Genomic DNA, 21033 nt, shown 5'->3' on the forward strand with positions numbered 1-21033 from the left:
TTGCTGTAATTTTGTCAAGGCAAGGCGGGCCTTGCCTTGCGCATCAGGCGGTAGCCGGCACGCGCGTCGCAACGCCGGTGGCGATGGCCGCTTGGGATACGGCAGGCGCGACCCAGCTGCGCAGACGCTCGTCGAACGGTGACGGGATCAGTTGCAACGGCGTCAGGGCGCTGCTCTCGTGGCCTGGCAACGGCTCCTTGGCCAGCGCGGCAATGGCGCGCACGCAGGCCAGCTTCATCTCTTCATTGATGGTGGTGGCGCCCACGTCGAGCGCGCCGCGGAAGATGTACGGGAAGCACAGCACATTGTTGATCTGGTTCGGATAATCCGAGCGGCCCGTGGCCACGATGGCGTCGTCGCGCACGGCGTGCACTTTTTCCGGGGCAATTTCCGGATGCGGATTGGCCAGGGCGAAGATCAAAGGCTTGGCAGCCATCGATTCGACCATCTGTGCGCTGACCACGCCGCCCTTCGAGACGCCGATGAAGATGTCGGCGCCGACCATGGCGTCGGCCAGGTCACGGTCGCTCGTATCGTTCGCGTAGCGCGCCTTGTTCTCTTCCATGCTGGCATCGCGGCCCGGGTAGATCACGCCCTGGCTGTCGCACACTTTCAGCAGCGACTTGTTCAGGCCCAGCGAGACGAGCAAGTCCAGGCAGGCGATCGAGGCCGCGCCGGCGCCCGAGACGGCCACTTTCACATTGCCGATATCCTTGCCCACCAGCTCCAGGCCGTTCAGGATGCCGGCCGCGACGATGATGGCCGTGCCGTGCTGGTCGTCGTGGAAGACGGGAATGTTCATGCGCTTGCGCAATTGCTGTTCGATGTAGAAGCAGTCGGGCGCCTTGATGTCTTCCAGGTTGATGCCGCCGAAGGTCGGCTCCATGCGCACCACAGTGTCGATGAACAGGTCGGGGTCGTTCTCGGCCAGCTCGATGTCGAACACATCGACATCGGCGAACTGCTTGAACAGGCAAGCTTTGCCTTCCATCACCGGTTTGCTGGCCAGCGGGCCGATATCGCCCAGGCCCAGTACGGCCGTGCCATTGGTGATCACGGCCACCAGGTTGCTGCGCGACGTGTAGGTGCCGGCCGTGCGCGGATCTTCCACGATGGCTTCGCAGGCGAAGGCCACGCCCGGCGAGTACGCCAGGGTCAGGGCGCGGGCGTCGCCCAGTGGTTTGGTGGGCGTGACGGAAATCTTGCCTGCGCGGGGTTGTGCGTGATAGGCGAGGGCGGCTTCTTTCAGGTTGAAGGTTTCGCCGTTCTGTTCGGCATGCTTGCTGTGCGAAGTAGACATAGGAATTCTGGGAGGGGCAACCAGGCCCGAGTGGTAAGTCCGAGCCATGGTATGCAAGCGTTTGCACGCTGTCAAGGCTGGAATGTACTTAAGCGTACCAAAACCGCTTTGGGCAACGGCTTTATTTCAATGCAAGCGTTTGCTCGGTTTTTGACGAAATGGGGAATTTTTACGATAAAATCACAGTATTGCGATCCGGGAAGCCCATGACAAACAAGAACCCCACCTTAAGCGACGTTGCGCGGGCCAGCGGCGTGCACTTTTCCACCGTGTCGCGCGTGATGAACCCGGCAACGCGGCAAATGGTCAGCGCCGAGGTGGCCGCGCGCGTGCTGGCCGAAGCGGGCCGCCTCGGCTACCGGCCGAACCGCGCCGCCTCGACCCTCGTCACGCGCAAGTCGCGCATCATCGGCGTGGTCTTGCCCGACATCACCAACGCTGTTTTCCCGCCGATTTTGCTGGGCATCGAAGAGGGCTTGCGCAAGCATGGCTACCTGGCCATCGTCGCCAATGTGGGCGCCGACGAGGAAGAGCAGCTGTTCGTCATCAACCGCCTGCTGGGGCAGCAGGTCGATGGCCTGATTTTGGCTACCGCACGGCGCGACGATCCCGTCATCAAGATGTGCATCGACCAGAATGTGCCCGTCGTCACCGTCAACCGCAGCGACGAGACGGGTGTCGCTTCCTGCGTCGTCAGCGACGACGTGGTCGGCATGCGCCTGGCCGTGGAACACTTGCTGGCGCTCGGTCACCGCCATATCGCGCACATTGCCGGCCCGGAAAACCTGTCCACGGGCCACGTGCGCCGTCTCGGTTTCCTGGCCGCCATCCAGGCCAGCGAACTCGACCCCTCGCAAGCGTTCGTCTTTGAAAGCAGCGGCTATTCGCGCGAATGCGGCAAGGCGGCCCTGCTGGAACTGCTGCGCCAGTCGCCGCAAACGACGGCCGTGGTGACGGGCAGCGACCTGGTGGCCCTCGGCTGCTACGACGCCATCCGCGAACTGGGCTTGAGCTGTCCCGAAGATATTTCCGTGGTGGGCCACAACGACATGCCCTACATGGATATGATCCGTCCGCCTTTGAGCACCATCCGCATCCGCCACCACGGCATCGGCACGGAAGCGGCCCGGCTGATCCTGCAAACCATCGCCTCGCCCGACTCCCCGGTGATCGACGTGCGCCTGAAGCCCGAGCTGGTGGTGCGCGAGTCGACGGCGCCGCCGCGCGCCTGAGCCTGCCACTTGTTGCCCTTCTTTTGCCAGAGTATGTTTAAATCTTGATATTGATATTAATCAAGACAACGCCATGCAGACGACGGAAAAGCATGCACAGCAGGGAGGCCGCTGATGCCGAAGAATTTCGGCATGCCCGGCAGCGCCTGGCGCTATGCACTGGGCAGTGACTATGGTTATTGCTCGCCGCTACTCGAAGGCATTGAATTTGAAAACGAGTGGGTGACGATACGCGAATCGGCGATCCGCATCCGTGCCGGTTATGCCTGGGATGGCTGTTCGCCCTGTATCAGCGTGCTCGGCCTGTTTTATGTGGGCACGCCCGATGGCGCGCAGCACCTGGGCTTGCCCGCCACCTACCATGCCAGCCTCGTGCATGACGTGCTGTGCCAGTGGCGCGCCGAGATGCCCGTCACCCGCGCGCAGTCGATCGCCATTTTCCACCAGTTGCTCAGGGAGGTGCGCTTCCCCCTGGCGGGACTGTATGCCGGCGCCGTCTTCCTGTTCGGGCCACGGCGTGGCTTCATGCGGCCCGGTGCGCGCGCCGTAGTGGCCGCCCCGCACCCGCCAGGCGCAACATTAAAGCGGCGCTAACGCCGCCGCCGACGCGCCATGATGTTAAACTGGCGCCCCTCATCGTTTCTCTTGCCCTCTACCGCCATGACCAAAACCAACACGCCTTCCCCGAAACGCCGCGAAGAGGGCGTCGCCAAACTGACCGTCAATCCCTTCCTCGATGCCGAGTTTTACGCGCGCATGCGCGACTACACGGAGCGCGACGCAGCCATCATCAAGGAATTGAAGGCAATCGCCGAGATCCGCGCCGGCAACAAGCAGCCCGATCCCCGCCTGGCGCCGTCGCTGGCCGCCTTGCGCAGCACCGTCAAGAAAGGCTTGAGCTTTGGCGACATGCTCGAGCGCATGGCGGCCGGCAAGGAAAAGGGCTTGTGGGAACCGTGGATGACAACCTTCGGCATCGAGATCCGCGCCGTCAACTACGGCGCCGGCCCGCGCAACGCCTGCCTGGTGCTGGACTTGGCCGCGAATGCCCCCGCGCACGCGATGTTCGCCAAGGCCGGCATCCAGAACTGGCGCAGCCTGGCTGCCGACGACTGCTCCGTCGTGCGCTCGGAAAAAGCGACGGAAACCACGCCGTTGAAAGTGTACGCCGTCTTTTACCTGGATCCGCTGCCGGCCTGATCCGTCAGACACTGCTGCTGGCGACATTTACCAGCAGCAGCACCGCCAGCACGATCAGCATTACGCCCGACAGCCGTTCCAGCAATGGCAGGGCGCGCGCGAGGCGCTGCCGCAGCGCGCCATTGCCGATGGCCAGCGCCACCGCCATGTCCCACGCCAGCACCGCACACACCATCCACACGCCATACAGCACGACCGAGCCGCTGCCCGTTTGCCGGCTGGCGACGACGGACGCTAGACTCACGTAGAACAGCGCATTCTTCGGATTCAGGATGGCAGACAGGAAACCCATGCCCAGGCCGTTGCGCCAGTGCGCCTTGCCGGGCGTGGCGGCCGGCGCTGCCGTCAGCGTCGTGGTGCCCGCATGGCGCAGGAATAGGCCGCCCAGGTACAGCAGATAAGCGCAGCCCGCCAATTGCACGGCGATAAACAGGGGACTGCCTGGATGCAGCACGGCGACGCCGCCAAACGCCGCCACGATGAACACGCCATTGGCCAGTGCGATGCCGATGCACGCTGGCATGGCGCCGCGCCAGCCGTGCGCCAGCGCGCTGCGGGCGACGAGGAAAAAATCGGGCCCCGGCGACAGCAGCGCGAGGAAGTGGGCAGCGGCGATAAGGAGAAAATCCTGCATGAAACGCGACTCCGGCAATGGCGATGCGCGAGTATGCGGGGGGACGCTCCGGTCTGTATTGAAGAAAATTGCAGGCACTTCAGCCGCGATAGCGTCCCGGCGTGATGCCGGCATGCGCCTTGAAGACGCGCTGCAGGTGGCTCTGGTCGGCAAACCCCAGCGCGCAGGCGATGTCGGCCAGGGCGTTGCCCGCCTGCAAGTCGCTGCGCGCGCGGTTGACGCCCAGATTCAGCTGGTACGCATGCGGCGTCATGCCGGTGGCGGCACGGAAGGCGCGGATCAGCTGGTAGCGGCTCATGCCGGCCATTTCGGCCAGTTGCGCCAGGCTGGCCAGCGGTTGAGACTGCAGCTGCTGCACTACCGGGCGCAGTTGCATCGGGATGCGGGCAGCGTGCGAGGGGAGGGGGATTGCCCCGCCGGCATCGGCACAGGCGTGTAGCAAGGCCAGCAGGGCCTCTTGCTTGGCGGCCGCGGCTGCGGGCGAAAACAGCAGCGCATTCATGGCACAGAACTGCGCATACAGGACAGGTTCGTGCAGTACGCTGGCGCTGCTTGCATCCAGCCGCGGCACGTGGATTTGCAGCCACTGCGCATCGAGATGCAGCATCTGGTAGCTCCAGACGGCGTCAGGCAGGGGATTGCAGGCGTGCACGCAGCCGGCCGGCACCAGCACCAGGGTGCCATTGCCAAGAGCCACCTTGCCCTCTTTGCTGCCCGTAAAGATGCTGCCGCCCGAATCGACGGCGCCGATGGAAAACGTGGGATGGCTGTGCGGCTTGTAGCACGCGCGGCTGTGGCAGGCGCGCCGGCTCTCCACGTGGGGCATGGCCGGGTCGCGCCAGAAGGCGGTGGTGCCGGGCATGGCTACATCAGAATGACGTCGTACTATTTTTTTGATGTCTAGTATGGTCCATTGATGTCTATGTTTGTCATATAAGTATTTGATTTAATTGATTTTATGTCTTTCATCATCTATTGACGTCTAGTAATGTTGTCACTATTATGTGTAGCTAGTCGTGTAGCTACACATAATGGATGAGATATGACATTAAAAATCAAGAAGAGGGATGGTCTGGACGCCATGCAGTTGCAGCATTGGCTAAGGAACGGTTTAATAACTTAGCGGAAATTTAGTCGACGCAGCAGCAACGAACCCATGGCCAGGTAAATCATATTTTCCGAAACATCAAGGCGCTGCTCGTAGTCGCGCACCAAGCGCCGGTAACGCATCAGCCATGCAAACGTTCGCTCGACCACCCAGCGCCTGGGTTGAACAGCGAAACCTTGCTGCCCTTGCAGGCGCCGCACGACTTCCACCGTGAAGTCAAGAAACGCAGCCTTGTCCATCAACTGTTTGCGGTCATATGCCGCATCCCCAAACAGATGCTTCACCCATGGCCAGCGTTTAATCAGGCCGTCGAGCACCATCTGAGCACCAGTGGAGTCGGCAATATCGGCTGGGGTCAGGTTCATCGCCAGTAAGCGACCGTCCGTGTCGACCGCGATATGGCGTTTGCGCCCGCTGAGTTTCTTGTGGGCGTCATAGCCTCTTGTTCGTGCCCCTGGCGCTTTCACGCTCTGGCTATCGACAACACCGGCACTCGGCAGCACCTCCCGTTCATTGCACATACGATCGAGCATCAGCGCCAAGTCATGAATGGTACGAAACAGCATGCGCCGCATCAGCCGCCGAAACCAGTAATAAACCGTCTGATACGGCGGGAAATCATTTGGCAGCATGCGCCACTCGCATCCGGACCGTACCATGTAACGCAGCGCATTGATCACCGTGCGCAAATCCGTTTTGCGAGGTCTTCCCGTCTTCGCTTGCCTTGGCAGCAGCGGTGCGATCAGACGCCACTCTTCATCTTTCACATCTGTGGGATAGCCACGTTTAAGTGCCGTCCTCACCTGCTGATGCCGGCTTCGATTCTCTTGCGTCCACATCGTCAATCACTCCAAAACATCAAAGATGCTTTGACCTGAAAGTTGCTATAAAGTTTTTAAACCGTTACTTAGTTTGGCGCGCCTTGATAAACGCGTTTCGGTGAATTTTATTTGACCCGCATTACAGTGTCAATTACATAATGAATTAGTTTCGACATTAGCTATCGAAAAGCCACCATTATCGATAGTCAGTTGACGTAGCAAGTACTGGGCAAAATGGCTGTTATCTTTCCATTGCAGAATTTTTCTCTGCCATGAATGCCACAATCGCCATCGGATTACTCCTCTTCAAGCGGTTCCAGCCCAAGCGCGCTTTCCGGCTCACGGCCCCAGTTTTTTTAAGTCAGTCCACTCCCATCTTTAGCCGACCGATCTCGCCGTACAGCTTGTCCTCGGGGATGCTTTCATCGATCGGCTTGTGGCCGCGCTTGGTATCGAACAACGCACCGGCGTTCTCCAGGATTTCCTTTTCCCACAGGCCTACCAGCACCTGACGCACGCCGAACTATTGTGCGATCTCCGTCACCGTCTTGACGCCGCGAACGGCCTCCAGAATGACCTTGTGCACTTTCCGCTTCTTTGCTTCCGTCATTGCCCGTTATCCTCCGTTGAGGACCATAGCTTAAACTGCTGTCTCAAATAGTGGATACACTATTTTCTTCAAGCGTGTACATTGGGAATTGACGATATGAAATGGCTTCTAGACAGATAGGTCTTTGTATCACTATTAATGTCGCGTCGTATTCAGACCTGACCTGTATTTTCCGTTACTTGGTTTTCTGCTGGGGCCAAGAATCTAGCGGCGATTTTTTACATTACTAATTCTCCAAGCATCGCACTAACAAAAATTATGGTCGTTTCTAAAGGGCAAGCATCAGATTGCCCTTTTTACATGTCTAGCATATCAAAATTTTTCAACCAAATGCACGTCCTACCGCATCCCGGGTTAGTGCTTCTACAGCATTCAAAAATCCTACGTTTTCCACAACGTTATAGCCTATCAGTCGGATATTTTCCCCGTCATCAAGTACTAAATCATGCCCGCGTTGTTCAACTTGTTGCTCATGTACGCTTTTGCTGTAGCTACCGCCTCCACCCCAACCTATGCCGAAAAACGTAGCCGAAGCTGATCCGCCGACGGAAAAGTCAGATTTATAATCGTGCGCCCAATCTTGCTGAGAGTGGAATTCCAACCGAAACCCGCGGGCAACGATGAGATGGGTTGGCAAATAACGGAGCGTCCCTTTCAAGCCTAGAAAACGCTCGAATACGCGACGATTTGGCGCAAGTAGTGGATGTGTGAAAAGGCTAGCTGTGAACCAAGCAGACATATCCAATTGAAGCGCTTGCAGCGACTTTGCGGCGACCGTGATTGATTGTGTATGTTTAAAATCGTCCTTGATGGCTTGGTGACTAGATGCATTAGCCTTGAACGAAATCGGCCCCCATCCACCACTTCCTGAAGCATTCCAATCAGTCGTAATTGAAGAGTTCGCTTGGCTGAGCTTACTTACTGCGTCTGTGAACTGGCCAGTCTGACCGGTTGAAATTGTGTCGATAGTTGGGAGCACGCGCGTTATCTGCCGATTAGCGAATGCAGAAGAGTCGTTATCCGCAAGGCGCGCAAAATAAACTGGGTTAAACTTAGCTTGTTCTTCCATGTACATGCGGTCGTCATAACGAGGATAGCGAGTACGGGATGCCGGACTGCAGAACTTAGCGAAGGCATCCACAACCTGTTGGTGCGAAGGATCTGGGTATTGTCTGATTCGTAGACCCTCTATCAGAGCCTGATTGCGGTGCATCGTCTTTTCGGATGAGTATATTTCGGTACTGTCCGGCTGCCCATCAAGCCAGTGCTGTAGGGCAACTAGATCGCCCTTGGGAGTCATCGTCGAGTCGGCGAAGATCTGCCAATTTAAATAGAGACGTTGCCTTAGAATGTTAATATGGCTCTGGAGATTGGTGTTCGCCGTAGTATATTTATCGATTAGAACTAACGTGGCTGGGTCAAGTTCCTTAATCTCCACTAAGGCCAACAGCTCCGAAATAAATGCATAATATTCCACAGAAAGAAGCGCCAATGGATTGGTTAGCAGTAAATTTGAAACTGGCAGCGGTGCAATAGTCATATCACCATACTGACCAATATTCCCCAACGAATAGTAAATATACTCTTTGCTAATATCGAAGGGCACTGCAGTTGCTTGAATTTGCAGATAAGAATTTGCCGCAAGCTGGCCCATTCCTTTTTTTACTATGCTATAAAAGTGATCTAGCGTAATTCCGTAATCTGTCAAAACGTCAACTTCTGTTATAGCCATGTCACTTCTCCTTAATTTTTATTTAACGTCACTCTGACGCATCTGTTGTACGGCTCCGGTACTCCATCCTTGGTTGGAAATGGTGGGTTTATTTCACCCTGCCAACTAACTTGAAATCTATAATTGGCTGTCTTAATCGATTTTTTTAAAAAATGGTCTACAGCGAACGCACGTCTTTTCGATAATTTAAGGTTATAGGTAGCGCGTCCTGTACGATCGGAATGTCCAACTATAGTTATCAAGCTTGGACCGGAAGAGCTAATATTGAAGACAAGATCGTTTAACACCAAAATAGCTTCGTGAGTTAAAATGTAAGAATCGTTAGTAAAATATACGTGACAATTTTGTTGCGCCTGGGAATTTTGTGCAAGTGCGTTTATCGCGATTAGACTAGTCGTCAGGAGAAATTCTTTGACTACGAAATGAATGTTTTTGTTTAGCACTAATTGCTCCCGATAGGCGCGTCGGGTAAATATAACTTATATATTATTTTTTGCTACTTTTTTTAATGATCTCAAGGTACAAATTTTGGTATCGGTTGATAATTATCAAATAATTCATACCGCAATCCAAGCTGAGAACACATCAGAACTATTTCTTGAGGCCCTTGACAGGATGTTGAATTAGTTACCTGGCCCGTCAACTAGCCGGGCCGGTAAACGTTGTTCAATCAGTCCACTTCCACACCGTCATTGTAGTGGTCAACCCATCCCGGACACTACGTTAAGTTTTTCTTCGGCGACGGCCGGTGGCAGTCCCTGGTTGAACTGATGTGGCCGTATCCAGTTATACCGGTGCATCAGGTAATGGCTAATGTCCCGTTGTGCTTCCTGTGCCGTCATGTAACCAGTTGACGGCAGCCATTCCGTTTTGACGCTGCGGAACAGCCGTTCCATCGGGGAGTTATCCCAGCAATTTCCCCGCCGGCTCATGCTCTGTCGTATCCGATAACGCCATAAGCGCTGACGGAATTTTCGACTGGCGTACTGGCTACCTTGATCCGAATGCAACAGCAGCCCCTGTGGTCGACCTCGCTGCTCGTAAGCCATTTCCAGCGCTTGCACAACAAGGTCGGCGTCGGGTCGTAGCGAGAATGCCCAGCCCACCGCTCGGCGAGCGAACAAATCCAACACCACTGCCAAGTAATACCATCGGCCTTGCGCCCAGACATAGGTGATGTCCCCGCACCAGACCTGATTTGGCGCCTCGACTGTGAATTCACGATTGAGGTGGTTCGGAATATCGACCCGCTCCACCGTAGCCTGCTTATAGGCATGGCTGCCAGGCTGCTTGCAGATCAGCCCCAACTCTTCCATCAAACGACTGACTTTGAAGCGGCCAATTGCTGTGCCTTCCTCGCGCATCATGCCCATGATGCTGCGGCTTCCCGCCGAACTGCGACTCTCGACGAACAGCTCGTGCACGCGGCTACGCAATGCCATGCGCTCAACATCAATGTGGCGGGCGCGCTCCCGATATGCATACAGGCATGACCGCGCTACGTCGAACACCGCGCAGATCAACTCGATTGATTCGTCACCACAAATCTGATCGATTACCTCGTACGTTCTATCCCTTCCGACATCAAGAGCGCGGTAGCCTTTTTTAAAATGGACTTCTCCCGCTCGAGACGCTGCGGTCAGCACGGAGATGAGCAGTTTCATGTCGATGCTGCATTTGGAGCGGGATACGTAGGTGCTTGCATCGATCCATGCTTGCAGCTCTGACTCTCTCCATGCGACGGAGCGTGGGCCGAGTGATATCGGCGCAGGCAGGGTGCCTTCTTTTACTCCTTTCCAAATTGTCGATGCGGCGTATCCGATTTTGGCCTTAACCTGAGGCAGGCGCAGCATGCGGTCGTTGGAAGTGTTGTGAGCACGTTTCACGAACTCGACTAGCTCTGGGCGAAGTACAGTGGTAGCGTTTTTCATATTTAACTCCTAGCGGTTTCTGGAAAGATTCAGGCCCGAATCGAGTTCAGATTGTCCAGGTTTGCCCATTGCCGGGCATCTGCTAAGAAGTGGCGCAGTAAACGGAGAGCAAAACGAAAAACGCCTCTTGGCATTTGCAAAGAGGCGGGATTTGTGCTAAATATTGATTTTTAAGGAGCTTCTATGTGGCCGGGATTGGTCGTTGGTCATGAGTTAACATGCGATAGCCGCTATTAACCATCTGTACGATCTGTACGGCATCTAGGATGTGGGATTCCAAATTGGCATGGAAATGTCGGGCCCAGTCGCTTATGTAATGGTTGCGTGACGCGAAAATACCGATTATCCCGGCGATTTCTGTGGGGTCGTCGTAACCTTGCAGTGTGAGCTGTGCCAACGTATGCAGGGCTTTCAGGTAGCTGGTGCTACTTGGGAAGGCATCGTCTTTTTTATTATCCCCCACGCTAACCCGCTGATTAGATGACAGGGTGTTTTTGAAGCGCTGGAAGCGAGGTTCCTTAGCCAGCCCTTTGGCTATCAGGTCAAGATGTATGCGGTTGAGTTCTGATAAAAGGATTTCTTGCTGAAGTCCTATCGGACCGAGTGAATCAATCAGAACAGCCCGCCATACCACCTCATGCTGCTGGATCTTGTCTGTGGAGTTTGCAGCGCGAAAAAACTTCATATGCTGAAAAGCATCGCTTTTTGTCGTGTGCACGACCTCGAAGTCCCTGCTTTCTCTATTGCTCTTCCATCCCTCGGCCATCAATGCTTTGCGCATTTTCTCTGCCAAGTCAGCAAGTGCTGATACCTGTCCATCAGGAGGAATGCTGCAATCAATCGCGACCCGACGAGGCCCAGCGTCATTGCGTCAAAGGGGGCAGGTGCCTTCAATGAAGGCTTGTTTGAGGGATGTGAGTGCCGCACCTGCTGAAATTGCGGAATGGGAACGTACGGCGGCTTGCGATATCCGAACAATGCTTCGTTGGCGAGGATATGCGGATATCGGTCCAGCTGGCGCGAGTAGCCTGACGATTGCCGTTTGTAATGCTTGCTGCTTACTTCAGTGCGGCGGTAGTCCTCCGAGATAGGGCGTTTCAGAGGGAAAAACCACGAGTCATTTTTCTCGATGAGCTTGGGCAGTTCTTGCTCCTCTGGCGACAACCAGACCGGTAGCCCGAATTCTGAAGCGCAAGCGCCATCGTGGTCCAGCTTAAGGCCAGGTGGTTGTTCACTCAGCGAGTGGGATAGATCTTCATCTTCATCAGCGACATGACCTTTGTAAGCCTCCCCATATTCGCTGTTGAGCCGGAGGAATAGCCAGGCCCAATCGTCTGGGCCGTAACTTGCCTCCTCTTTATTTAATTCAAATGGTGTTGCACCTGTGCTCAGCTTAAGGCGCAAGCCATTCCGCGCCAGGTTGTAGAACTTTTCCATTAATCGTTTTTCTCTGGCTTGTAGTATTTTCCTGCGATTTAGATAATCTGAAGCAACGGAATTGTGTGTAGCTAAACGTGTAGTTATAGACTATTTTTGCAAAAAAATTTATTCAAGTATTTGATTTTAAAGGAAGAATATATCACATCAAAATCACGTCGTACTGCTCCTGGTGGTAGGCGTTCTCCACCTGCAGCGAGATTTTCTTGCCGATGAAGTCGCCCAGCATGGCCAGGTGCTGCGATTCCTCTTCCAAAAACAGATCGACCACTTCCTGCGAGGCGAGAATGCGGAATTCGCGCGGGTTGAACTGTTTTGCCTCGCGCAGCAGTTCGCGCAGAATTTCATAGCAGATCGTGCGCGAAGTCTTCACTTGTCCCTTGCCGGCGCAGGCGGGGCACGGTTCGCACAAGATGTGGGCCAGCGATTCGCGCGTGCGCTTGCGCGTCATTTCCACCAGGCCCAACGGCGAGAAGTTGCTCACCGACACCTTGGTGCGGTCGCGCGACAAGGTGCGTTTCAGTTCGGCCAGCACGGCGCTGCGGTGCTCGGCGTTGTCCATGTCGATGAAGTCGAGGATGATGATGCCGCCCAGGTTGCGCAGGCGCAGCTGGCGCGCGATGGCGTGCGCCGCTTCCAGGTTGGTCTTGAAGATCGTGTCGGCGAAATTGCGCCCGCCGACAAAACCGCCCGTGTTGACGTCGATGGTGGTCATCGCTTCCGTCTGGTCGACGATCAGGTAGCCGCCGGACTTCAAATCCACGCGGCGGCCCAGCGCGCGCAAGATCTCTTCTTCCACGCCGTACAGGTCGAACAGGGGGCGCTCGCCCGTGTAGTGCTGCAGGCGCGTCAGTTCGCTGGGCGTGTAGATTTCCGCGAATTCGCGCAGTTTTACATAGTTTTCGCGCGAATCGACCTGGATGGTGGCCGTTTCATCGCCGACGAAGTCGCGCAGCACGCGCTGCGCCAGGCTCAAGTCCTGGTGCAGCAGGCTGGTGGCGGGACGCGTGCGCGCGCCGTGCGTGATCGTGCTCCAGGTTTTTCTCAGGTAGTCGACGTCCGCCTTCAGGTCCGCGTCGGACGCGTCTTCGGCCATGGTGCGCACGATGTAGCCGCCTTTTTCATCGGGCGGCAGCAGGCTTTGCAGGCGCACGCGCAGCTGTTCGCGCTCCGCTTCCTTTTCGATTTTCTGCGAGATGCCGATGTGCTTGTCTTGCGGCAGATAGACCAGCATGCGCCCGGCGATGGAAATCTGCGTCGACAGGCGCGCGCCTTTCGTGCCGATCGGGTCCTTGATCACCTGCACCGTCAGCACCTGGCCGTCAAACAGGATTTTTTCGATCGGCGCCGGCGTCGCGTTCTGGCCGTCGTGGCCGCGCGCTTCCCAGATGTCGGCCACGTGCAGGAAGGCGGCGCGTTCCAGGCCGATGTCGATGAAGGCCGACTGCATGCCCGGCAACACCCGCACCACTTTGCCGGAGTACACATTGCCGGCCAGGCCGCGCGTGAGCGTGCGCTCGATGTGCAATTCCTGCACGGCGCCCTGCAGGATGAGGGCGACGCGCGTTTCTTGCGGCGTGATATTGATCAGGATGTCTTCGTTCATGGGGGCGCGGGAGTGGAGGCAACGAATGACATCATACCCGGGATCAGGGCAGGGGCAAACCTGCCAGCCGTAGCAACTGTGCAGTTTCGTACAGGGGCAGGCCCATGATGCCGGAATGGCTGCCTTCGATATGCTCGACGAACAGCGCGGCGCTGCCCTGGATGCCGTAGCCGCCGGCCTTGTCGTACGGTTCCGGCGTGGCGCAATAGGCGGCGATCGAGGCGGGCGAGAGCACGCCGAAGCGCACTTGCGATACCTGCGTGCGCTGTTCGGCGAAATCCTTGTAGTGCACGGCGATCGAGGTCAGCACCTCGTGCGTGCGGCCCGACAGCTGCTGCAGCATCGCCACAGCTTCCGCCCGGTCGGCCGGCTTGCCGAGGATGACGCCGTCGATGGTGACGGTGGTGTCGGCCGCCAGCACGGGGCGCGGGGTCAGGTGGCGGCGGCGCACCAGGTCCCAGGCGAAGGCGGCTTTTTCATTCGACACGCGGGCGACATAGTCGAGCGCCGATTCGCCGGGGAGGACTTCCTCGGTGACGTCGGCGCCGCGCGGGCCGTCGCTGCGCAGCAGCAGCAATTCGAAATCGATGCCGATCTGGCGCAGCAGTTCGCGCCGGCGCGGGCTTTTGGAGGCGAGGTAGATCTTGTGATCAGCCGTTTTCATGGGGGAGTTCAGACACGGTGGTAAGGGTGGTTTTGCGTGATCGACCAGGCACGATAGAGCTGCTCGGCGAGGATCACGCGCACCACGCCGTGCGGCAAGGTCATGCTGGAAATGCGCAGCATGCCTTCGGCACGCGCCTTGAGTTGCGGATCGAGGCCGTCGGCCCCGCCGATCAGGAAAGCCGTGTCGCGGCCATCCTGCTGCCACGCCATCAATTGCTGCGACAGGCCGACGCTGGTCAGATCCTTGCCGCGTTCGTCGAGGGCGATGATGCGCACGCCCTTGGGCAGGACGGCTTCGATGCGCTCGCGTTCGAGCGCCATCGCCGTGGCGGCGGTCTTGCTGCCGGAGCGCTCCACCGGCTTGATTTCTTTCAGCACGATGCGCAATTCCGGCGGCATGCGCTTCGCGTATTCCGCGAAGCCCGTCTCTATCCAGGCCGGCATTTTATGGCCGACCGCAGCGATGATGAGCTGCATCGAGGCTTACGCTTCGACTTTTTTGATACGCTTGATCACGGTTTTTTCCGGTGCAGCATCGGCTGCCGGCTTGGCCGCGCGTGGGGCGCGCACTTTTTTCTCCGGCAGCGCTTTCAGCGCTTTCACGGCAGCTGCTTCGGTCTTGGTAGGCGCGACTTTCACGGTCTTGCCGACGGCTTTGGAAGCGGTGGCTTTTTTCGCCGGGGCTTTCTTGGCGGCGGTGGCAGCGGTGGCTTTCTTCGCTGGCGCTTTCTTTTCGATCACGGGCGAAGCTTCCACATTGGCCTTGCTTGCCGCCAGATGGCCGCTGACCTTTTTCGGCTCGTCGCCGGCCGCTTTTTTCGGCGCGCGCTTGGCGGCGCCCAGCTTGACCGGGGTGTCGCCCCAGATTTCTTCCAGGCGGTAGTAGGCGCGGATAGGTGCTTGCATGATGTGGACGATCATGTCGCCCAGATCGACCAGCACCCATTCACCGGTTTCCTCGCCTTCCATGCCGATGATTTGACCGCCAGCGTCCTTGACCTTGTCGCGCACCGAGGCGGCCAGCGCCTTGGTTTGACGGTTCGAGGTACCGGAGACGATCGCGATGCGGTCGAACAGGCTGGTCAGATGACTCGTTTCGAAGACGGCGATGTCTTGGCCTTTGACGTCTTCCAGGGCGTCAACGACGAGGGTTTGCAGTTTTTTGATGTCCATTTAGCTTTTGTATAAATTATGTTGTTCAATATAGTCTAGCACTAGCGGGGAAAGAAGCGAGTTTGCCCGATTCCCCCGTTGTAATGCCGCACGTATTTCGGTGGCGGAGATATCCACCGCGAAGTCCTGTGCCAGATAAGTCAGACCGTGCGGCGTGTTGCGGATGCTTTTCAGAGACCCCAGGCGGCGCGAAAACTCGTCGGCGACCACTTGCGGTACTGCTGTGTCATTCAGCGCGAAGCCGGGGCGGGCCGCGACGCAGATATGCGCGTATTCAAATAATTGCTGCCATTCGCGCCATGTCGCGAGCCGCTGCAGCTGGTCGGCGCCCATCAGGAAAACGATGGAAGCGCGCGGTCCCAGCTCGGCGCGTACCTGGCGCAAGGTATCGATGGTGTAGCTGGCCTGGCCATGTTCGCTGCGCTCGATTTCCTGGCGGTCGATCACCACAGGCAGGGGCAGGCCTGCAAAGGCCAGGCTGGCCATCTCGGCGCGCTGCTGGCCGGTGGCGCCCAGCTTGCTCTTTTGCCAGGGCGCGCCGGCCGGAATCACGCGCAGTTCGTCGGCGTGCAGCAGGCTGGAAAAATGCGTGCCCAGCGCGACGTGGCCCATGTGCACCGGATCGTAGCTGCCACCGAGTAGCGCCACGCATGCCGTACCACTTTCCTTCACGCCTGCAGCCAGTCGCGATGCACGAGGAAGTCAGTATACAACGCCGCTTCGGGACTGCCCGCTTCCGGGTGCCAGTCATAGCGCCACTTGACCAGGGGCGGCATCGACATCAGGATCGCCTCGGTGCGTCCACCCGATTGCAGGCCGAACAGGGTGCCGCGGTCGAACACCAGGTTGAACTCGACATAGCGTCCGCGTCGGTAGCACTGGAAATCGCGTTCGCGTTCGCCGTACGGCGTGTCCTTGCGGCGCGCCAGGATCGGCACATAGGCGTCGATGAAGGCGTCGCCTGCGCTGCGCAGCATGGCAAAGCTGTCGTCAAAGCCCAGGGCGTTGAAATCGTCGAAGAAGATCCCGCCGGCGCCGCGCGCTTCGCGCCGGTGCTTCAGGTAGAAATAATCGTCGCACCACTGCTTGAACTTCGGATGCAGTTCGCCGCCGAACGGCGCCAGCGCGTCATGGCACACCTGGTGAAAGTGCTTCACATCGCCCGCGTCGCCGTAGTACGGCGTCAGGTCCATGCCGCCGCCGAACCACCATACGGGTTCGCCACTGGCATTGACGGTACTGAAAAAGCGCACATTCATGTGGACCGTGGGCGCATACGGATTGCGCGGATGCAGCACCAGCGACACGCCCATCGCTTCCCATGCCTTGCCGCCGAGTTCAGGGCGCGCGGCCGCGGCCGATGGCGGCAATGCGGCGCCGGTGACGTGCGAAAAATTCACGCCGCCCCGCTCGAACACATTGCCTTCCTCGATCAGCCGCGAAATGCCGCCGCCGCCCTCGGGGCGCTGCCAGGCATCGGTCAGGAAGGGCTTGCCGTCCTGCGCTTCGAGCGCCTGCACGATACGGTTTTGCAAATCGAGCAAGTAGGCCTTGACGGCCGAAGGAGAGGGAGTTGACGACATCGCGTGGGCCGACGAGGCCGAAATAAAAAAGTAAGGACGGATTGTACCCTGTTACGCGTTTTTGTGATAGGGCGGCGCTTGCGCTGTGGTTTTGGGCTGGCCGCGCACACCGTCCGCGGCCAGCGCCTTCTACAGCACGCGCAATTGCTGCAGCACGGGCAGCGTGTCCCGCATGAATTCCTCGATGGCCGCGTTGAGCAGCTGCTGGTGCGCCGCCTCGTCGGCGCATGCAGCGCCATCCTTGAGCAGGCGGCGCCCGCAGCGCCCCATGGCGGTGGCCGCCTGCGCCTGCAGGGTGGCCAGGTCCGGCTGCTCCCGCTCCTGGGTCAGCAGCGAAAACAGCAGCCGGTCGATGAATTCCGTATCGATACCGCTGCCTGTCAATGGCGAGCACAGGATGCGGTAGTCGTCGCCGTAGCGCTGCTGCGCGCCGACGGTCTGGTTCAGGCGGCGCGCGGCTGCGTCGCCGCTGTCGGCGTGCGCCTGACTCGGGAAATACATCACGACCTGGCCGCCGGTGACGAGCATGGCCGCCACCTCCGCCAGGCTTTGCACGCTCTGTCCGGGCAAGGAGGGCAGTGCGGCCAATTCGGCCAGGCTATGCGGGCCGTTGGCCAGCGCGTCGCAGACGGCGCCGTAGACCTGCTCGTTGCCTGTCACGACGCCCGCCTTGGTCTGGAAGGTGAAGGTCATTTTTGCGCGCGGTACCAGCATGGCCAGGTGCACGTCGGCGTAACATTCGGCCTGGCGCACGGCCCCCATGCGGCGCGCGCCCCGTACCAGCACGTCCTTGCGGAAGCTGGTATTGAGAAAATAATCCTTCATCGTTTCGCGCCTGGCCGCATCGGGCAGCAAGTCGATGGTGGCTTGCTGGTCGGCGTTCAGGTACAGCTCGGGAAAGGCCAAAGGCAGGTCGGCGGAGCCGGCAAAATCGAGCTTGGCGCGCGCCACATCGCGCATCACGTCGGCGTGGTACAGCGGTTCCCAGTCCTGGTTCAGATACTCATGCACGCTGTAATGGGGATCGCTGTTGATGAGCGCATTGAGGCGCGGCGCGAGTGCGGGATTGTCCGCGATGTAGCCAGCCTGCAGATTCTGCAGCTGTTGCACATAGGCGATGCCAGCCTGCATTTGCATGTCGCTGCGGCCGGGGAAGCTGGCGGCAAACTCCAGCAGCAGGCGTTGCAGCGGCAGGGCGGAACTCCATCCCGGCATGGCGTTATAGCTGAGCGAAACGATGCCGCCCGGTTTCAGGTAGCGCGCGATGAAGTCGACGATGTGCTGGCGGTTCTCCCGGTTGACCCAGGTGTAGATGCCATGCAGGGTAATGAAGTCGAACTGCGGCAGATCGGCCACGCGGCCCTGCGCCAATTCTTCAAAGCTGTTCTCCAGCAGGGTCAGATTGCCCAACTGTGCCTTTGCCGCCAGGGCGCGTGCGCCGGCGACATGGGCCGGATTGAAATCGTTGCCGTAGAACTGGCCGTTAGGGTTGGCGGCGGCCAGCACGTTGAGCGTCTGGCCGCGCCCGAAGCCCAGTTCAAAGTAGGTGTAGGGTTGGTCCAGGGGGACCGGTTCGATGCCGTTGAGGATGCAGCTGAAATTGAGGTGATGCGGACTCAGGTCGCTGTAAAAACCGTTGGTGTACTCGATATCCGACACGTATCCTTCATTCCAGGCCATGGTTTCCCCGCATTGGTGGCAAAACGGCAGTATGCCATCATCACCGCCGGCGCGGGAAGTGCGCCGTGGTTCAGCGCGCCGGCGGCGCGGCGCCGTCCTGCTCCACGGTGACGGACAGGTCCGGTCCGGCGCCGGGCAGGCGCGCACTTTCCACGGCCTGCGCGGCGCGCTGCTGCAGATCATGCCGTTCGGCGCCCTGCTCAGCGGTGGAGGCGGCGGGACTGGGCACTTGCTTGCTGATCATGGCGCTGGCCGCAAAGGCCAGTACCAGCAGTATCAGCGCGGCCTTCACCCAGGTTCCAGGGCGCGCATGGGCGGGCAGCTCGCGGCGGGTCTGGCGCGCGGCGGCGTCGACGATGATGACGGCCAGTTCCGAGCCGCGCTGGCGGGCGCGCAGGCGCAGCGCTTCAAATTGGGGCGCGGACAAGGTGCCTTGCCGGAGCATGTCGCACAGGGCGGCAACCGGCGAGGCGAGCAGGCGGTCCGCAGGCAAGCTGGCGTGCGCGGCGTCGCGCTGCCACTGGTCGATCAGGTCCTCGTCGTACAGGGTGTCAATGGCCTGGCGGTTGACTTGCCGCAGCGCGTCGGCGGCCAGTTGCTGGCGCTCGAGCAGGGCCGCGCCGCCATGCTGGCGCGGCAGGTCGCGCACCCGCTGCAGGAAGCCGTGCTGCGGCAGCAGGTCCGTGAGCAGCAGCCATGCCAGGGTGTCGACCAGCCCCGCGTCAGCGGCCAGCTCCGGCACGTCGATATCCTCTTCTTCGTTATGGCTGCGTTGCAGTTCGATAATGTCCAGTTCGGCGATGGCGTCGTCGAGTTCATCGTCCGTGATCAGGCCGAGCTGGCGCACCTGGGCGAGGGCGGGGTGGAGTTTGCTGGGGCTGGACATGGGCTGCATCTTAGCGCAACGCCGGTTTTCCCGGCGCGCCAATATGAACGGGGCCGGGGCGGATGACTTCCGCGCCGGCCCCGCCGTTTTCCGCAAAGCGGCGTGCTGGGTGCTTAGTGCTTCAGGCCGCGCCAGCCGATGTCGCGGCGGTACTGCGCGCCGTCGAAATGGATTTTTTCCACGGTTTCATATGCCTGCTTCTGCGCCATCTTGATGCTGTCGCCCAGGCCCACCACGCACAGCACGCGCCCGCCGTTGGTGACCAGGCGTTCGCCGTCGATGCGGGTGCCCGCATGGAAGGTGACGGCGTCCGGCGTTTCGGCCGGGATGTCGCCGATCGGCGTGCCCTTGACGGGATCGTCAGGGTAGCCGGCGGCGGCCATCACGACGCCAACGGCCGTGCGGCGGTCCCATTCCAGTTCCACGGCGTCCAGCGTGCCGTTGACGGCGTGTTCCATGACGGTGACCAGGTCGGTCTTCAGGCGCGCCATGATGGGTTGCGTTTCCGGGTCGCCCATGCGGCAGTTGAATTCCAGCGTCTTCGGCGTGCCCTTGTCGTCGATCATCAGGCCCGCGTACAGGAAGCCCGTGAACGTGATGCCGTCCTTGGCCATGCCCTGGATGGTCGGAACGATGATTTCGCGCATGACGCGCGCATGCATGGCCGGCGTGACGATCGGCGCTGGCGAATACGCGCCCATGCCGCCCGTGTTCGGGCCCTGGTCGTGATCCTTCAGGCGCTTGTGATCCTGGCTGGTGGCCAGCGGCAGGATGTTCTTGCCGTCGCACATGACGATGAAGCTCGCTTCTTCGCCGGCGAGGAATTCCTCGATGACGATGCGCGCGCCGGCGTCGCCGAACTGGTTATCGGACAGCATCATGTCGACCGCCTGGTGCGCTTCTTCCAGGGTCATGGCAACGACGACGCCCTTGCCGGCGGCCAGGCCGTCGGCCTTGATGACGATCGGCGCGCCCATGGCGTCGACGTAGGCATGCGCGGGAGCGACGTCGGAAAACGTCTGGTAGGCGGCCGTCGGGATGCCGTGGCGCTGCATGAAGGCCTTGGCGAAGTCCTTCGACGACTCCAGCTGTGCCGCTTCTTTGGTCGGGCCGAAGATTTTCAGGCCGCGCGAGCGGAACAGGTTGACGATGCCGGCCGCCAGCGGCACTTCCGGGCCGACGACGGTCAGGCCGATGTGTTCCTGCTGAACGAAGTCGGCCAGCAATTGCGGGTCGCTGATGTCGAGATTGACCAGGCGCGCATCGCGCGCGGTGCCGCCGTTGCCCGGTGCGACATACACCATCTGTATGCGTTCGGACTGGGCCAGTTTCCAGGCCAGGGCGTGTTCGCGGCCGCCAGAGCCGACTACCAGAATTTTCATAGGGACCGTTCGTTCAGTGTGGGTTGCAGGGCGGCGGTGCCGCCCTTGTTTA

General features: G+C 59.3%; 19 protein-coding genes and 4 pseudogenes. 3 read left to right on the forward strand and 20 right to left on the reverse strand.

All coding sequences use genetic code 11. The features are described 5' to 3' along the window. Positions 1 to 61: 61 nt before the first annotated feature. A pseudogene (locus OX462_RS05120) lies at positions 62 to 1300 on the reverse strand (malic enzyme-like NAD(P)-binding protein); the annotation flags it as partial. Positions 1301 to 1506: 206 nt separating this feature from the next. On the opposite strand from OX462_RS05120, the gene OX462_RS05125 reads away from it, so the two are divergent. The 3 genes from OX462_RS05125 to OX462_RS05135 all read left to right on the forward strand — a co-directional run bounded on the left by OX462_RS05125 (position 1507) and on the right by OX462_RS05135 (position 3732). Then, a complete protein-coding gene (locus OX462_RS05125) occupies positions 1507 to 2532 on the forward strand; it encodes a LacI family DNA-binding transcriptional regulator (RefSeq protein WP_070224387.1) in 1026 nt (341 codons plus the stop codon). A gap of 114 nt (positions 2533 to 2646) precedes the next feature. Further along, positions 2647 to 3126, forward strand: a complete 480-nt coding sequence (locus tag OX462_RS05130) for a hypothetical protein (RefSeq protein ID WP_070224388.1) — start codon at positions 2647 to 2649, stop codon at positions 3124 to 3126. A 66-nt stretch (positions 3127 to 3192) separates the two neighbouring features. Then, on the forward strand, positions 3193 to 3732 hold the full coding sequence (locus OX462_RS05135) for a hypothetical protein (protein WP_230502344.1): 540 nt from the start codon (positions 3193 to 3195) through the stop codon (positions 3730 to 3732). A gap of 4 nt (positions 3733 to 3736) precedes the next feature. Here the strand turns inward: OX462_RS05135 and OX462_RS05140 are convergent, their stop codons facing one another. The 19 genes and pseudogenes from OX462_RS05140 to purD form a co-directional block, all read right to left on the reverse strand. Further along, on the reverse strand, positions 3737 to 4366 hold the full coding sequence (locus OX462_RS05140; RefSeq protein WP_070287857.1) for a LysE family translocator: 630 nt from the start codon (positions 4364 to 4366) through the stop codon (positions 3737 to 3739). Positions 4367 to 4445: 79 nt separating this feature from the next. Beyond that, the gene (locus tag OX462_RS05145) at positions 4446 to 5228 is read right to left on the reverse strand and encodes an AraC family transcriptional regulator (protein WP_409027920.1); all 783 of its coding nucleotides are present in this window, start codon (positions 5226 to 5228) and stop codon (positions 4446 to 4448) included. 257 nt (positions 5229 to 5485) lie between these two features. Continuing rightward, positions 5486 to 6313, reverse strand: a complete 828-nt coding sequence (locus OX462_RS05150; protein WP_070308615.1) for an IS5 family transposase — start codon at positions 6311 to 6313, stop codon at positions 5486 to 5488. Between the two features lie 346 nt (positions 6314 to 6659). Further along, positions 6660 to 6905 (reverse strand): annotated as a pseudogene (locus tag OX462_RS05155) (IS3 family transposase); the annotation flags it as partial. Between the two features lie 322 nt (positions 6906 to 7227). Beyond that, positions 7228 to 8637 carry a hypothetical protein gene (locus OX462_RS05160; RefSeq protein ID WP_409027921.1) on the reverse strand — a complete coding sequence of 470 codons (1410 nt, stop codon included), beginning with the start codon at positions 8635 to 8637 and terminating at the stop codon, positions 7228 to 7230. Positions 8638 to 8648: 11 nt separating this feature from the next. Next, on the reverse strand, positions 8649 to 9080 hold the full coding sequence (locus OX462_RS05165; RefSeq protein WP_409027922.1) for an OmpA family protein: 432 nt from the start codon (positions 9078 to 9080) through the stop codon (positions 8649 to 8651). A gap of 258 nt (positions 9081 to 9338) precedes the next feature. Continuing rightward, positions 9339 to 10270: pseudogene (locus tag OX462_RS05170) on the reverse strand (IS3 family transposase); the annotation flags it as partial. Positions 10271 to 10355: 85 nt separating this feature from the next. Further along, positions 10356 to 10568 (reverse strand): annotated as a pseudogene (locus OX462_RS05175) (helix-turn-helix transcriptional regulator); the annotation flags it as partial. Positions 10569 to 10749: 181 nt separating this feature from the next. Further along, positions 10750 to 11349: a hypothetical protein gene (locus tag OX462_RS05180; RefSeq protein ID WP_409027923.1), complete on the reverse strand. Its 600-nt coding sequence runs from the start codon at positions 11347 to 11349 to the stop codon at positions 10750 to 10752. Beyond that, a complete protein-coding gene (locus OX462_RS05185; protein ID WP_409027924.1) occupies positions 11334 to 12005 on the reverse strand; it encodes a hypothetical protein in 672 nt (223 codons plus the stop codon). The genes OX462_RS05180 and OX462_RS05185 overlap by 16 nt, the downstream gene beginning before the upstream one ends. 142 nt (positions 12006 to 12147) lie before the next feature. Next, positions 12148 to 13611, reverse strand: coding sequence for a ribonuclease G (rng, locus tag OX462_RS05190; protein WP_070224392.1), 1464 nt, complete (start codon positions 13609 to 13611; stop codon positions 12148 to 12150). A 43-nt stretch (positions 13612 to 13654) separates the two neighbouring features. Next, positions 13655 to 14275 (reverse strand): Maf family protein, encoded by a 621-nt coding sequence (locus OX462_RS05195; protein ID WP_070224393.1) that lies wholly within the window; start codon positions 14273 to 14275, stop codon positions 13655 to 13657. A gap of 8 nt (positions 14276 to 14283) precedes the next feature. After that, complete coding sequence (gene rlmH / locus OX462_RS05200) at positions 14284 to 14754, reverse strand: 23S rRNA (pseudouridine(1915)-N(3))-methyltransferase RlmH (protein WP_034747108.1); 471 nt, start codon at positions 14752 to 14754, stop codon at positions 14284 to 14286. A 6-nt stretch (positions 14755 to 14760) separates the two neighbouring features. Beyond that, positions 14761 to 15450, reverse strand: a complete 690-nt coding sequence (rsfS, locus tag OX462_RS05205; protein ID WP_409027925.1) for a ribosome silencing factor — start codon at positions 15448 to 15450, stop codon at positions 14761 to 14763. Next, positions 15451 to 16134: a nicotinate-nucleotide adenylyltransferase gene (locus OX462_RS05210; protein ID WP_071653767.1), complete on the reverse strand. Its 684-nt coding sequence runs from the start codon at positions 16132 to 16134 to the stop codon at positions 15451 to 15453. It abuts the gene before it with no gap. After that, entirely contained in the window at positions 16119 to 17033 is a 915-nt protein-coding gene (gene hemF, locus OX462_RS05215; RefSeq protein ID WP_409027926.1) for an oxygen-dependent coproporphyrinogen oxidase, read from the reverse strand. Before hemF ends, OX462_RS05210 begins: the two co-directional genes overlap by 16 nt. A 129-nt stretch (positions 17034 to 17162) precedes the next feature. Beyond that, on the reverse strand, positions 17163 to 18713 hold the full coding sequence (locus OX462_RS05220; RefSeq protein ID WP_409027927.1) for a class I SAM-dependent methyltransferase: 1551 nt from the start codon (positions 18711 to 18713) through the stop codon (positions 17163 to 17165). A gap of 70 nt (positions 18714 to 18783) precedes the next feature. Next, a complete protein-coding gene (locus OX462_RS05225; RefSeq protein ID WP_409027928.1) occupies positions 18784 to 19599 on the reverse strand; it encodes a hypothetical protein in 816 nt (271 codons plus the stop codon). Positions 19600 to 19712: 113 nt separating this feature from the next. Beyond that, positions 19713 to 20981, reverse strand: coding sequence for a phosphoribosylamine--glycine ligase (gene purD, locus OX462_RS05230; protein ID WP_121670351.1), 1269 nt, complete (start codon positions 20979 to 20981; stop codon positions 19713 to 19715). Positions 20982 to 21033 lie beyond the last annotated feature (52 nt).

The sequence above is a fragment of the Janthinobacterium aestuarii genome (assembly GCF_046113285.1).
Lineage (GTDB): Bacteria > Pseudomonadota > Gammaproteobacteria > Burkholderiales > Burkholderiaceae_D > Janthinobacterium.

Excerpts from the sequence above, each read along its gene's own strand:
- OX462_RS05125 (WP_070224387.1), top strand. The coding sequence starts at position 1,507 with ATGACAAACAAGAACCCCACCTTAAGCGACGTTGCGCGGGCCAGCGGC.
- OX462_RS05130 (WP_070224388.1), top strand. The coding sequence starts at position 2,647 with ATGCCGAAGAATTTCGGCATGCCCGGCAGCGCCTGGCGCTATGCACTG.
- OX462_RS05135 (WP_230502344.1), top strand. The coding sequence starts at position 3,193 with ATGACCAAAACCAACACGCCTTCCCCGAAACGCCGCGAAGAGGGCGTC.
- OX462_RS05140 (WP_070287857.1), bottom strand. The coding sequence starts at position 4,366 with ATGCAGGATTTTCTCCTTATCGCCGCTGCCCACTTCCTCGCGCTGCTG.
- OX462_RS05145 (WP_409027920.1), bottom strand. The coding sequence starts at position 5,228 with ATGCCCGGCACCACCGCCTTCTGGCGCGACCCGGCCATGCCCCACGTG.
- OX462_RS05150 (WP_070308615.1), bottom strand. The coding sequence starts at position 6,313 with ATGTGGACGCAAGAGAATCGAAGCCGGCATCAGCAGGTGAGGACGGCA.
- OX462_RS05160 (WP_409027921.1), bottom strand. The coding sequence starts at position 8,637 with ATGGCTATAACAGAAGTTGACGTTTTGACAGATTACGGAATTACGCTA.
- OX462_RS05180 (WP_409027923.1), bottom strand. The coding sequence starts at position 11,349 with ATGCGCAAAGCATTGATGGCCGAGGGATGGAAGAGCAATAGAGAAAGC.
- OX462_RS05185 (WP_409027924.1), bottom strand. The coding sequence starts at position 12,005 with ATGGAAAAGTTCTACAACCTGGCGCGGAATGGCTTGCGCCTTAAGCTG.
- rng (WP_070224392.1), bottom strand. The coding sequence starts at position 13,611 with ATGAACGAAGACATCCTGATCAATATCACGCCGCAAGAAACGCGCGTC.
- OX462_RS05195 (WP_070224393.1), bottom strand. The coding sequence starts at position 14,275 with ATGAAAACGGCTGATCACAAGATCTACCTCGCCTCCAAAAGCCCGCGC.
- rlmH (WP_034747108.1), bottom strand. The coding sequence starts at position 14,754 with ATGCAGCTCATCATCGCTGCGGTCGGCCATAAAATGCCGGCCTGGATA.
- rsfS (WP_409027925.1), bottom strand. The coding sequence starts at position 15,450 with ATGGACATCAAAAAACTGCAAACCCTCGTCGTTGACGCCCTGGAAGAC.
- hemF (WP_409027926.1), bottom strand. The coding sequence starts at position 17,033 with ATGTCGTCAACTCCCTCTCCTTCGGCCGTCAAGGCCTACTTGCTCGAT.
- OX462_RS05220 (WP_409027927.1), bottom strand. The coding sequence starts at position 18,713 with ATGGCCTGGAATGAAGGATACGTGTCGGATATCGAGTACACCAACGGT.
- OX462_RS05225 (WP_409027928.1), bottom strand. The coding sequence starts at position 19,599 with ATGTCCAGCCCCAGCAAACTCCACCCCGCCCTCGCCCAGGTGCGCCAG.
- purD (WP_121670351.1), bottom strand. The coding sequence starts at position 20,981 with ATGAAAATTCTGGTAGTCGGCTCTGGCGGCCGCGAACACGCCCTGGCC.